The sequence below is a fragment of the Anabaena sp. CCY 9613 genome (assembly GCF_963920895.1).
Classification (GTDB): Bacteria; Cyanobacteriota; Cyanobacteriia; order Cyanobacteriales; family Nostocaceae; genus Cyanocohniella.
The window spans coordinates 36,477-49,579 of record NZ_CAWUDE010000007.1; the positions used below are offsets into that span (position 1 = coordinate 36,477).

The window sequence follows — 13,103 nt, forward strand, 5'->3', positions numbered from 1 at the left end:
TATGAACTCAGCAACTACCAATGATTTACAATATCGGGGAATAAGTCGCACAATTTGTATAGGTTTAGGTGGTACTGGTAGAGATGTATTAATGCGAATTCGACGGTTAATTGTTGACCGCTATGGAAATTTAACTAATCTACCAATTATCAGTTTTGTGCATCTTGATACTGATAAAGCTGCTACTCAAGTAACTGGTATTCGTACAGGTAGTACTTATCATGGTGTTGATTTAAGTTTTCGAGAAGCTGAAAAAGTCACTGCTACTATGTCATCAAAAGAAGTGACTATGTTTGTCGAAGGAATAGAAAGGCGTTCAGAATATAGTAATTATGGCCCTTATGACCATATTGTTAGATGGTTTCCTCCGCAGTTATTACGCAATATTAAAGCAGTTGAAGAAGGTGCAAAAGGTATTAGACCAGTAGGAAGACTTGCTTTTTTCCATAATTACTATAAAATTCAATCAGCAATTGAAACAGCTGAAAGACGCACGAGAGGACATGAGTCTTTCTTGCTAAAAACAGGGTTAAAAGTAGAAGCAGGCTTGAATATTTTTGTAGTGGGTTCATTATGCGGTGGTACAGGCAGCGGTATGTTTTTAGATACTGCCTATAGTCTGCGACATTTATATGGTGATCAAAGCGCTCAAATTGTGGGCTATTTAGTGATTAGTCCAGAATTATATGGCAATACACCTAATATGAATGCTAATACTTATGCCGCTTTAAAAGAATTAAATTATTACAGCAGTCCTGGTACAGAATTTGCCGCTTGCTATGATGTCCAAAATCCAGTTTATGTGCAAGAAAAACGTCCACCATTTGATTATTCTTACTTAGTGTCTCATCAGACTAGTGGTGAATATGCAATTCTTACACAAGGTAAGTTGTGTAATGTGATCGCTCATAAAATTGCTTTAGATTTTACTGGAGAATTAGCACCAATAATCAAAGGAAATAGAGATAATTTTTTACAACATATGATCCAATCGGATAAACACCCACGTTATAATAGCCAACGGTATTTAACATTTGGATTAGCTGCAATTTATTTTCCTCGTGATATTGTAATTCAAATCTCATTAAATCAAGTTAGTTTAGAATTAGTCAATTTTTGGTTAAATGGCAAACATCAAAGTCCAGATCCTTTGAATTTACTTGAACAATTTCTTGTTCAGTATCGTTGGCACAATGACTTAGCTGCTAGAGATGGTTTAATTACTAAGTTATCAGAAAGTGTTCAAGAATCTAATAATACATTTAGCAATAATCTGAATACTTGGAGAATTAGACTAGAAAGATTAATTTCTGAATGTCAAAATAAAGATGATCGTCATAGTATTAGGCAAAAAATACCTAGAGAATTTCGTGAACAGTTTCGTAAAGTTCAACCAGGTGAAACGGAGAGTAATAGAGGAATTTGGTTGACTAGATTAATCCAAGTTGCGCCTAATCTTATTAAAGAACTTCAAAACAATATTGATGATTATTTAAATCAATTGCTAACACCAATAAATTCTAATTTTTCCATTAAAAGTAGCCGTGATTGGCTAGATGCGTTGCAACATGAACTAAATAATTATCAATATAATTTACAAACCATAATTACTGATTTAGGTAATAGTAAACGACTAGAAAATATAGATAAATCTTGGCGAGATACAGAACAAATACTTGCAGACATTGAAGATAAATTGGGAATGCCATTCTTAAATACTAAGAATAATCATTTTCAATCAGAGACGAAAAGAGGCTTGCAGGAAATTTGTAAAATCATCAAGCATAATTTTGATTTAAATGTAATTCAAGAAACGCTAAAAATTGTTAATGCCTTACAAAAATATGTTCAAGATAAAATTACTAAAATTACTACTTTTAGTAGCTTGGTAGAAGATATAAAAAATATTTACGAAAAACAAGATAGCGATTTAAGACAATTAGATTTTGATGAAATGAGCGGTGAAGCTATATTTGACAATGAGGATATTGAACGCTGTCATCAAATTATGTTACCTGAAGATGATGTGCGATCGCAGTTAGTATTAGTCAGTTCAGCTATCACCGAACAAACTGGAAGAGGAAATTCTTTAGCAGGTTTTATCGATAAAGAACGTACTACTCAAGAATTACTACAAGCAGATATTAATCTAAGCGTTGACAGTATATTTGCTTTACGTGGTAATAATGTCGTCAAATCGGTGATTAAGCGCTTCATGCAAAACTACTCAGCAGCACGTTCAACTCGTTTAGCACAAATCATGCAAGAAGCTGAACCTCTACTACGCTTGAATTTAAGTGACCCTCATTTCCGTGATGACCCTGCGAAAAGTAGTAAGTTAGTAGGATTTAAAGACACAGATGAGTTAGAAGTGAGACAGTTTAAAACTTTGTTGACTCAAGATTTAGGTGTTGATCCAAGTGTTTTAAAATCAATGCAGGCTGAGGATGAAATTTTATTTATCAATGAGTATGCAGGATTTCCTTTGAGATTAATTAATAGTCTGGAAAGAATGCAAAATTATTACTTGCGAGAACAGCATTCTGCAACGTCTGGTTTACATAATGATTATTGTATTACTTTCCCTGATATTATTCCTCCGGATGCAATAACCGTAGAACAATTAGAGGATGTTTTGTATCCTTGTCTAGCTTTAGAACTATTGCAAAAAAATCCCCAAAATCAGCAATTAGAATTTAAATATTATGATGAGTTACGAGATAACTACTACATAGCTGATCTCAGTGCAGAATGGGGTCAAGCTTTAGAAGAACTTGTTAACCATCCAGATATGAAGGCAGAGTTAAAGAAAATATTAACTCAAGAAATTGCTGTGATAGCAAGACAACCTGAGTTATGGAAAAATGAATATTTACCTAGACTCAGGAAATTTGTCAAAGAAGTAGACGAATTAGCAGAGGAACATCCTAATTATCCTTATAAATTGGCAATAATTGGTAGCAATAATCCCACAGCTAAAGAAGGAATTATTAATCGGTTTCGCAGAAAAATGAACGAGCAATTTAATTCCTCAATTCCAGAACTTCCATTTAACCATAATCCAGGGGAACAAAAAACTATTGTTGGTGAAATAGTAGATAATCATGCAGCAGAATCTACTGATAATATGTCAAAACTACGCGCAGCTTTAGAAAATTTAAAACAGTTGTTAGATAAAAATTTAATTACTGTAGAAGATTACGAACGAAAGAAACAAAAACTGCTTGATGAATACTCAATTTAATGTTTTTTATTCATGGTAGATACTTACCTAAAATTTATTATCCTCTCTTACTACTTCATATCTGGGTAATTTCATGCCACCAATACCAGGGTACTTGATTTTTATCACTATTCTCATCATTGTTATTCCCTCTATAATTACAATTGGGTTGCGGATTGCTGCATATCAATATTTGCAAGCATTAGCCAAACAAGTAAAAAGATTAATTGATCATCATTCCCCAGGACAGCAACCAAAAATAGTAGAAACATTAGAAAGAAGATTTCAAAAAGCAAGTATTCATTTAGATAACGTGAATACAACAGCTTTAATTGACCAAGTATACAGCCAAGAAAAAATTAAAATATTTTCGCTGGAACAAATCGAATATTTTTGCCGTATCATGCCAAATTTACTTTTGGCTTTTGGCTTACTGGGTACTTTTGCGGGAATCACTATTAATTTATCTAGTCTGAGTCAGACAATTAATCAAACTAATGTTCTTGATATTAATAATTTAGTCGAACAATTAAAAACGCCCTTAGAAGGAATGAGCATTGCATTTGTGACGAGTTTGACAGGACTTTTTTTTAGTGCATTGCTGACAATAATTAATCTTCAATTTAATACTAGCGCTCTCAAGTATTATGTTTTGAGTGCTTTAGAAGATTATTTAGATAATATTTATTTACCTCAAGTACAAGGTGATACTCGTCTTGATAAAATAGTTAATAAAATGGTATCCCAACAAGATAAGTTTTTAACTAGATTTGGTGATACTGTGCGAGATGCGGTAGAAAAATCTATGGGTAAGGTAGCACAACAAATAGCCTCAGGAAATAAAGAAGTTACAGATTTAGCTAGGCAAGTTTATGAAAGATTTACAGAAGCTGCTGGTACTATATCGAGCGCAGCTGATGAATTTGAAATGGCAATTAACGAACTGAATGCTAAATCATATATCTTTAAAGAAGCTGCTGAAATATTTGCTCATAGTCAGTTTCCTGAAAAATTATCGGCTTCTATCACCAGTTTAAAAGAGCTACAAGATAACTTTTCTCAATCTGCTACAAATTTAGCTAACACAACTCAATCTTTAGAAGTATTTGTGACTGAAGTTTATGAATTAGGAGCAGAAATGAAGCTTGTAAATCAAACTTCTTCGCAAATACTAGAATTACATCAAGTTAACCAAAATTCCTTAAGTGAAATTATTCCTCAACTCCAGCAAGGTGCTAACAGTTTTCGTAAGGCAGTGACAAAACTGGATAAATTAGAAAATAATATTATCGATAAAACTGAAAGTTTACAGGAAATAAATGTAGCTTTACAAGAGTTACTAGGTATAATAAATAATTATTCCACAGCAGTTAATTCGACCATTGGTAATTTATCTAATTACATTAATGGCAATCATGAAAAATTAACAGAATTAATCGAAAATGGTAATTCTAATTTGGTGACAAAGTATAAAAATATAGGTAATCTCTTACTAGAAGGCATGAATCGGCAAACAGTAGTAAATAAAGAAAATTTGCAAAATATTAATACCAATTTACAAATGTGCATTCAGCATCTCAATGATACTAAGCATGAAATTTATCGATTACGTCAGCAAGACAAAAATTTGTCATCTGAGCCACAAGACAACATCATAGATAATTTACCTCATAGTTAATATTAATTAAAAACATGGTTAGGCGTTGGCAACATCATGAATATCATGAAGAATTAAACGTGTCTACGGCTTTTACAGATTTAATGTCTAATGCCTTCATGATACTGCTTTTGTTTTTATTATTGGCTATAGTAACATCGTTTATTAATAAAAATGTGGGGGTAACAGATACACCACCAATTATTGTGATCCAAGATGAAGGTGCATATAGGTTTGCTTCCGGTAGCGCGACAATTCCTCCTGCGATGTTGAATTATATTGCTCGGCAAATAGTGCCAGAAATAGAAGGTAGGACTCAAGAATATAATATTAATATTGTAGAAATTATTGGACATACAGACGGTCAGCCCAACGGTAATGTAGCCAGTAACTTAGACTTAAATTTAGAAAATGTGGCGCGTGGTGCATTGCCAGTAGGTAAATTACAAGCTGGTTCTAATGCTGATTTAGGATTGATGCGCGCTTTGGCAGTAGTACAAGTGCTGCGTAATATCCAGCTAAAAGAACAAAGACTCCAGGGATTATCATTCCGTGCTTATTCAGCTGCTCAGTTAATATTACCTAGTGGAGAATTTGCGGCGATCGCGCGTCAAGAAGATCAAACACGGCGACGGATTGAAATTCGCTTTACCCGGTTAGGGAAAGTGCAAGAAGTAAAGTAATTAAAGTTTTTGTAAAGTAGATGGTAATGTTGCCGGACTGGGAAGCAAATAGTAACATTGGGTGATGCAATTGTTAGTTGCTGAGGTAAACTTGCAAGCAAGATAACGCACAATCTGACTCTGCTGCTCTTTGGTACGGGCATCACTCACAATGGAACACTGGCAATTTCTAATACAGAAGCAGGGCGATCGCTCTTGGCATACCCTGGAATCGCCAAACTTAGAAATTTTGGAAGGTCGGTATAGAGTTTTGGCTCGTTCTAACCTGCCTAATACGGATGTAGAAATCCGGGTTACTCACTCTTCAACCCAAGAAATTCCCCCAAAACGGCGTATTCAAAAGCGATCGCGGCGCACTAACTCGGAAGGTTTAATGGCGGTAATTCCCTTTACCCACCTCAAGCCAGGTATTTGGGAATTGCAATGCTCAGGGGATTTAATGTCGGATCTTTTCGGTCAATCGTGGCAATACAGTATCAACCTGCAAGTCTTGTCTCAGGAAGCATACGAGACACGGGAGCGCTTGAGCAAGACGGAAAGTATAGAGTCTAATTCACTCCATATTGTTGATGGCGAATTGATAGCCCCGGTGACTGTATACAACGACAGCAACTCAGCTACTATTGCTGATGAAGAATTGATATCCCCAGTGACTGTATACAACGACAGCAACTCAGCTACTATTGCTGATGAAGAATTGATAGCTCCGGTGACTGCATACAACGACAGCAACTCAGCTACTATTGCTGATGAAGAATTAATAGCCCCGGTGACTGTATACAACGACATCAACTCAGCCACTATTGCTGATGAAGAATTGATAGCTCCGGTGACTGTATACAGTGAAAGTGAGTCGGCTACTACCGATTTATCAACTCAAATAGAAGAGGGAAGTGCAGTTAATGACCAGCCAGTTAGTCCCGTCTGGTTGAAAGGCGAAACGGCAGAGCAAATTTTACAAAATTTAATGGATTTAGCTTTACCCACCGTTGAAACTTTACTAGAACATGAGGAACTGGAAGATAGTTCAGTTGTACAACCACCGCCGCCATTATTGCTCACCTTAGATCGAGAAATTTACATTGCTCGCTGGGGAGAAAAACTCACTATTAACGGGCACGTAGAGCTACAAAACCAGGTAAATGGTGAGGATGAAACACCATACCCGGAAAACCTCTATGCCCTAAAATTACTAATTGAACTGCGATCGCCTCTGGAGTCAGAAATTTTAACCTTGGTGCGGCAGCCTTTACCAAATAGCTCGCTGCCCTTTAATATCAGTTCTGTAATTAATATCCCCATTCACTGTGAATCCAAGCTGATTTTGGCAGACATGCGTTTGTATGGCTCACTTACAGATGTGGATGAAATAGTTCTGTTAGCTAGCAAGTCTTTCACAATTACAGCAGATGTGACGGAATTATTGGCAATCACAGCAGCAGCCAAAAGTAGTTATCTCAATTTCTTGGATAGCTCTAGCGCATCACCCAATTCGGCAGATGAGTCTACAGTGCCGGAACGGACTATGAGCATTGATTTAGGGTTATTCAATTTGGTCAAAACTTCCCCAAAAGATGCTTCTGGGCTGCTTGAGACTTCTGCCCTCAGTCATTCACAGCCACCGCAAATTAAACCACGGGAAATAGCAGAAGCTTCATTGCCAGTATCTGAGATCCAGAAAGCAGCAGATTCTCGTTTGCCACAACTACCAAAGCTACCTGAGAACCAATCCACTGCCAAAACTGCACTCACTACAGGTTTGGCGATTGATGACGTGAATTTATCTGTCTCTCTAGAGTCAGCACCCAGAGAGAAAAATGAAAATTTAACTCCCTTAGCTCCGATTAATTTAGCGCAGCTGGTCATTAGAGATCATCGAGTGACGATGCTCAGCAGTACTTTTCCCTACTTAAAACGCGTGAAAGCTGCATCTAACACACAAGTTGAAGAGGATAATAGCACGGCCAATGCTCTAGATACTGCGGCTGTTGAGGAATCTCTACAGACTGATACACCTATCTTGGAGGATGAAAATCAACTGAAATTATCTCCCCCGGAATTAGTACCTGATGATACAGAATATCCAGATGCATCGGAGCCAGAAATAACTGCCTCGGCCAGTGTAGAGTTAAGCAATGAATTGGAGTCAGAAGTAACTAGCCCAGCCAGTTTGCCATTAACCACAGAAGGTAATATTTATTCTTCCCCCCTGATTAGAAAGTGGATGCATAGCCAAGCATCTTCTTTACCGGAATCGATTATTGATGTTCTTCATCAGCAAAGGATACCTGATGAACAAATGCCGCTTTCTTCTCCCCCTGTAGATGTTGACTCATTATTAAATCTAGAGGAGGAAACAGAAAGCACAGTAGATGCGATCGCAGCAGAAGTACAAGAGACAGAAATACCAGAAGTAGCGGAAACAGAAATACTCGCAGATGTGGATGCAGAAAATAATTTATTAGAAGAAACCGCTGCATCACCGCCTCCAGTCCCCGAATTAGCATCGGCTGTCCATCCGCCAACACCATCTGCTTGGTTAGCACAAGAATTTGTGGTAGATGATACATATACTATAGAGGCAGCAGATTTAACAGTCAGTGGTACCTCTCAACAGCAAGAGCAAGCCAACTCAGACTTATCCCCTCCATTGCTGGAAGGAGGAATAGTTGAGCCTTTACCGATTCCGCAGATGCATGTACCGGATGGGGAATTAGTTGCTGGTAAGTCTGTGAGAGTGAGGATAGAATTGCCTGCTGTGCCTCCGCAAGTAGCTATTAAGTTATGGGTGGAAGATTGCCAAACGCGCTGGTTGCTGGATGGCCCTCATGTGCTGACAGACTTGCTACCTCAGCCTGCGGGAGATGTGGAAGTGATGACTCAATTAAATATTCCCTTTGGCTGTTTGGAAATTCGCCTAGAGGCGATCGCTTTCCATCAAGTTACCCAGCAGGAAAGTCACAAAGTCACGGTTGTGCGGACTGTGATTCCTCCAGACTTGCCGAATTTAAGGCTAGATGAATTACTGGGGATGTAAACTCCTATGAAACTGGCTGTGTTAAAAATTTTGAGAATTTAAAAAATCAGGCAGGATTTGCAGTAAGCTCGTTTTCGAGGATTGTCTATTATTCAATAGGAAACTTAACTATGGCAGCTTCATTTTTGCCCTCTATTCTTGTTCCCCTGACTAGTCTAGTTTTTCCGGCGGTAACAATGGCGTTTTTGTTGTTATACATTGAACGCGATGATATTGCTTAATTAGTCATGGGTGAAGTAGCTCGTTACCAATTTTAGAGCTAATTCTAACGACAAACCGCCTATCTCGATGAGACAGGCGGTTTGTTAATACCGATTTTTAAACAATTGCCACAAAGTCCATACTAAATGGCATTCAGAATCAGGTTATTTTTACATTGAAGAACCAACGCCAGCGTAGGCTCCGTAAAAGAAAATGCCTAAAACTGTAATTACACCTAAACCTGCGATCGTAGCGACGACCCACAGGGGTATTCTCCCACTTCCTGCTGACACAGCTTTTCTCCTCCCTTAACAAAAAATCAACACGGAACTAAATAAACAAAGATTTACAAAAACTGTTCTCTTTTAGTTAAAGAAGTAACTGGAGAACAGAATACCTAGTACAAAAACTAGTAGAAGTCCTAGATATAGCGAAGTCCGGTTAAGTTCAACCGGTTGATTATTAGGATTTGGCGTTCTTTCCATGATTGACTCCTAGCGTTGGATAAACTGCATGGCGGCGATCGCGCCTAAGAAAAATACAGTGGGCACGCCTAGGGTATGAACTGCGAGCCATCTAACTGTAAAAATTGGATAAGAAACTGGTTGATTGACGTTATTTCCGCTAGTCATGATCCCAAACTACTTTCCGATAAATTGTTCAACTTGCTGTTTAGCGTCAAAACGATCCTTGACAATGGGCACTTCTTGCCGTGTTTGTGTGTAGTACTCGTTAGGACGGGGTGTGCCAAAAGCATCGTAAGCCAGTCCAGTGCTGACAAACAGCCAGCCGGCAATAAACAATGCGGGAATGGTGATGCTGTGAATTACCCAGTAACGAACGCTGGTAATAATGTCCGAAAATGGACGTTCTCCAGTGGTACCTGACATTTAGATTCCTACCTTCATGAAGACTGTTATTGAGTCTATTATCCTACAAAGTTTAAAAACAGTTACAAGTTGCAACGTTCTTCTCAGAAATCAGGGCGAATACTTAAGCGTGTGGTGTCCCTAAGCGGCTCCTATGGGGTCAGCTTTAGCGATATTTGGTTGGTATTTAAGTAAAATACCGCGATCGCCTATAACGAATCCCTGATCTGTTCCAAAAAAGACAACTTTGTACAAATTAGCAGCTACCTGTTCCACATCGCGGTCTTTTTCCCAGGTCTGACCACCATCAGGACTCCGCAGCAAATTACCGCTACCGCCACCGATCCAAATTTCATTGGGAGTGCGATATGCCAAATCTAGTAAACCCCAACTTGTTGCCAACTCAGGACTTTGCGCCTCTTGCCATTCTTCAGGATTAGCTGGGTCGTTAAATTGCACTTGCCCCCCCCTTGCTAGTAACCACAATTGACCATTCTCTGTAAAACCCATATTTTCTAGGCGTCGAGAACTATTGCGGTTGTGGGGTTGCCAAGCACTTTGACCAGGTTCCCAAGTCGAATAGAAGCTACCTTTGGCGGACACAGCTACGTATTTACCATCAACCGAGCGCTCCATATTACGCACTACACCAACAGCTGCTTCAACCTGGGCTTTCCAATTTTTGCCACCATCTGTAGTTTTATAAATTGCTCCTACATCGGTAGCCATTTCAGCTGTGTTTTCTCCTAGTGCATAGATAGCGATGGGACTACCAGGTAATTTTTCACTGAGGGGAATACGTGACCAAGAACGACCTTCGTCAGTGGTATGTAGTAGTAAAGAAGGTTCTCCTACAATCCAGCCTTCTTGCTCGGCAAAACTTACCGAGTCAAAACGAGACTTGGGGTCATCAAGTGCCAGTGTGAGTGGTTGCCAAGTATTACCACCATCATTTGTTTCCAAAAGCGTGGCATTGCCACCTACTAAAAAACCATGCTGGGGGTTATCAGTAAAGGCAATATCCAGCAACTTAGCTTCTGTAGGCACAGAAATAATTTCCCAAGGGTTATAGCTGGTGGAAGGGACTTTGCTACAACCTACACACATGAGGACTAATATTAACAAGGCAAATATTCTTTGCCAATTTCTCACAATACCCATTGGATGCATCAGTATTTCTTACTTGTTTCTAAATTTGTGTAGTTGTTTTCTAGATTTTTAACCTTAAGGGCAATGGTCGCCCTCCCAACTGGGTAAAAAAGATAACGGGTCTTATTGTAAGCCGTAGAGACTGATAAAAAACAAGAAACCGAGAGCCAAAGCCCCAAAAATCAGAATGTTCTTTTGCCCTGGTGTCAATTGATTGACACCCAAACCATAACCAAGATTTTCCTTAAAACCGGATGCTGTCCCCGCAGGTCCGATATTGGCAAAAGCGGTCTTTTTCGCAGTACACACTGGACAGCGCCAAGTTATGGGAAGTTCTGCAAAAGGTGTATTTGGGTCAATGTTATGGCTATCATCGCCCTTTTCTGGTTCATAAACATAACCGCAGGCGCGACACTCGTAGCGGTCTAATGCTGGATTTTCAACAGCTTGTTCGCTAGCTTGTTCACTCATTGCTCAGGCCTCGCAGAGAGGAATTATTAAATATACGTTAAAAATTATGACATACCTGTTAGACTTTTCCATCATTACCCAAAGCGAATCAAATACCTGAAGAGAGTCTGTTTCCCAGATTTCAGAAAAGTCAAAAAGATATAATGTAAAAGAAAGTAACAGCCTTATTTACACCATAAGCGGTAGATATTCATTGTGTTTGTCCTCAGCGGTTACGAGTACCTTCTAGGCTTCTTCATCATTTGCAGCCTTGTGCCTGCCTTGGCACTTTCAGCATCCAAGCTCCTACGACCCAGTGGTAACAGCCTAGAGCGGCGCACCACATACGAATCTGGTATGGAACCAATTGGGGGAGCCTGGATTCAGTTCAATATTCGCTACTACATGTTTGCGCTAGTCTTCGTCGTCTTTGATGTGGAGACTGTTTTCTTGTATCCTTGGGCGGTTGCTTTCCACCGTCTGGGGCTATTGGCTTTCATTGAAGCCCTAGTTTTTATTGCAATTCTTGTAGTCGCCCTAGTTTACGCATGGCGTAAAGGAGCTTTGGAATGGTCTTGAATCCAAATTTAACAACCCAAGACAAAGAGCAAATCATCAACCCCATTGAACGTCCCACAGTTACTCAGGATCTTTCTGAAAACGTGATTCTGACTACGGTTGATGACCTCTATAACTGGGCACGGCTTTCGAGTTTGTGGCCTTTGCTGTTTGGTACAGCTTGCTGCTTCATTGAATTTGCAGCTTTAATTGGCTCCCGATTTGACTTTGACCGTTTCGGGCTAATTCCTCGTTCTAGCCCCCGCCAAGCCGATTTAATTATTACGGCAGGGACAATTACTATGAAGATGGCACCCCAATTAGTGCGTCTTTATGAACAAATGCCCGAACCAAAGTATGTCATCGCTATGGGAGCTTGTACAATTACTGGCGGGATGTTCAGTGTGGATTCACCCACGGCTGTGCGTGGAGTTGATAAGCTAATTCCTGTGGATGTTTATTTGCCTGGTTGCCCTCCCCGGCCAGAAGCGATTATCGACGCAATTATTAAGCTGCGGAAAAAGATCGCTAATGACTCAATGCAAGAACGGGATCAAATTAAGCAAGTTCACCGTTTTTACAGCACAACTCACAACCTGAAACCCACGGAGCAAATTTTAACTGGTAAGTATTTGCAGTCAGAAACTCGTTACACACCACCAAAGGAATTAACAGAAGCAATTGGTCTACCAGTACCACCTGCGTTGCTGACAGCAAAGACACAAAAGGAGGAACAAAACCGTGGCTGAAGAAGATTCCAAACCAGTACCAACAGCCGAAGATTCCTTGGTTAAAGCTGGACAAATTTCCCAGTGGTTGACGGAAAATGGCTTTGAGCATGAGTCTTTGGAACCCGACAAGAACGGGGTAGAGATAATTAAGGTGGAGTCAGATTTCTTACTTCCTATAGCTACGGCTCTGTATGCTTACGGGTTTAATTATCTTCAGTTTCAATCTGGTATTGATCTGGGCCCAGGAGAAGATTTGGTCAGTGTCTATCACTTGATTAAAGTTGGCGATAATGCCGATAGACCTGAAGAAGTGCGGGTGAAGGTGTTTTTACCTAGGGAAAATCCCAGCGTGCCTTCAGTTTACTGGATCTGGAAAACCGCAGACTGGCAAGAGCGAGAAACTTACGATATGTTCGGCATTGTCTATGAGGGACATCCGAATCTGAAGCGAATTTTAATGCCGGAAGATTGGGTGGGTTGGCCCTTGCGGAAGGATTACATTTCACCTGATTTCTACGAGTTGCAAGATGCTTATTAGGCAATGC

Annotated in this window: 14 protein-coding genes; 8 read left to right on the top strand and 6 right to left on the bottom strand. The window is 39.4% G+C overall.

The genetic code is table 11. The features are described from left to right. The first annotated feature begins 1 nt into the window (after window position 1). The 5 genes from ACM0OT_RS10230 to psaI all read left to right on the top strand — a co-directional run bounded on the left by ACM0OT_RS10230 (window position 2) and on the right by psaI (window position 8,821). Entirely contained in the window at window positions 2-3,244 is a 3,243-nt protein-coding gene (locus tag ACM0OT_RS10230) for a tubulin-like doman-containing protein (RefSeq protein ID WP_414564265.1), read from the top strand. Between the two features lie 94 nt (window positions 3,245-3,338). Continuing rightward, window positions 3,339-4,901, top strand: coding sequence for a hypothetical protein (locus ACM0OT_RS10235; protein WP_414564266.1), 1,563 nt, complete (start codon window positions 3,339-3,341; stop codon window positions 4,899-4,901). A gap of 14 nt (window positions 4,902-4,915) precedes the next feature. Further along, window positions 4,916-5,563, top strand: coding sequence for a flagellar motor protein (locus tag ACM0OT_RS10240; protein WP_414564267.1), 648 nt, complete (start codon window positions 4,916-4,918; stop codon window positions 5,561-5,563). Window positions 5,564-5,714: 151 nt separating this feature from the next. Continuing rightward, the gene (locus ACM0OT_RS10245; protein WP_414564268.1) at window positions 5,715-8,600 is read left to right on the top strand and encodes a hypothetical protein; all 2,886 of its coding nucleotides are present in this window, start codon (window positions 5,715-5,717) and stop codon (window positions 8,598-8,600) included. Window positions 8,601-8,710: 110 nt separating this feature from the next. Then, window positions 8,711-8,821 carry a photosystem I reaction center subunit VIII gene (gene psaI, locus ACM0OT_RS10250; protein ID WP_414564269.1) on the top strand — a complete coding sequence of 37 codons (111 nt, stop codon included), beginning with the start codon at window positions 8,711-8,713 and terminating at the stop codon, window positions 8,819-8,821. 150 nt (window positions 8,822-8,971) lie between these two features. On the opposite strand, the gene ACM0OT_RS10255 is transcribed toward psaI, so the two are convergent. From ACM0OT_RS10255 to ACM0OT_RS10280, 6 genes are all read right to left on the bottom strand, one after another. Then, a complete protein-coding gene (locus tag ACM0OT_RS10255) occupies window positions 8,972-9,094 on the bottom strand; it encodes a photosystem II reaction center protein J (protein WP_414545263.1) in 123 nt (40 codons plus the stop codon). A 72-nt stretch (window positions 9,095-9,166) separates the two neighbouring features. Next, window positions 9,167-9,286, bottom strand: a complete 120-nt coding sequence (locus ACM0OT_RS10260) for a photosystem II reaction center protein L (RefSeq protein WP_010997988.1) — start codon at window positions 9,284-9,286, stop codon at window positions 9,167-9,169. 9 nt (window positions 9,287-9,295) lie between these two features. Then, window positions 9,296-9,433 carry a cytochrome b559 subunit beta gene (gene psbF / locus ACM0OT_RS10265; protein WP_414564270.1) on the bottom strand — a complete coding sequence of 46 codons (138 nt, stop codon included), beginning with the start codon at window positions 9,431-9,433 and terminating at the stop codon, window positions 9,296-9,298. A gap of 9 nt (window positions 9,434-9,442) precedes the next feature. Beyond that, window positions 9,443-9,691: a cytochrome b559 subunit alpha gene (psbE, locus tag ACM0OT_RS10270; protein ID WP_414545262.1), complete on the bottom strand. Its 249-nt coding sequence runs from the start codon at window positions 9,689-9,691 to the stop codon at window positions 9,443-9,445. A gap of 120 nt (window positions 9,692-9,811) precedes the next feature. Beyond that, window positions 9,812-10,831 carry a photosynthesis system II assembly factor Ycf48 gene (locus ACM0OT_RS10275; protein WP_414564414.1) on the bottom strand — a complete coding sequence of 340 codons (1,020 nt, stop codon included), beginning with the start codon at window positions 10,829-10,831 and terminating at the stop codon, window positions 9,812-9,814. Between the two features lie 111 nt (window positions 10,832-10,942). Next, the gene (locus ACM0OT_RS10280; RefSeq protein WP_414564271.1) at window positions 10,943-11,290 is read right to left on the bottom strand and encodes a rubredoxin; all 348 of its coding nucleotides are present in this window, start codon (window positions 11,288-11,290) and stop codon (window positions 10,943-10,945) included. Between the two features lie 195 nt (window positions 11,291-11,485). On the opposite strand from ACM0OT_RS10280, the gene ndhC reads away from it, so the two are divergent. From ndhC to ACM0OT_RS10295, 3 genes are read left to right on the top strand one after another with little or no spacing between them, the layout of a single operon-like run. Then, window positions 11,486-11,848 (top strand): photosynthetic/respiratory NAD(P)H-quinone oxidoreductase subunit C, encoded by a 363-nt coding sequence (gene ndhC / locus ACM0OT_RS10285; protein WP_414545259.1) that lies wholly within the window; start codon window positions 11,486-11,488, stop codon window positions 11,846-11,848. Beyond that, window positions 11,839-12,576 (top strand): photosynthetic/respiratory NAD(P)H-quinone oxidoreductase subunit K, encoded by a 738-nt coding sequence (ndhK, locus tag ACM0OT_RS10290; RefSeq protein WP_414564272.1) that lies wholly within the window; start codon window positions 11,839-11,841, stop codon window positions 12,574-12,576. Before ndhC ends, ndhK begins: the two co-directional genes overlap by 10 nt. After that, entirely contained in the window at window positions 12,569-13,096 is a 528-nt protein-coding gene (locus ACM0OT_RS10295; protein ID WP_414564273.1) for an NAD(P)H-quinone oxidoreductase subunit J, read from the top strand. The genes ndhK and ACM0OT_RS10295 overlap by 8 nt, the downstream gene beginning before the upstream one ends. Window positions 13,097-13,103 lie beyond the last annotated feature (7 nt).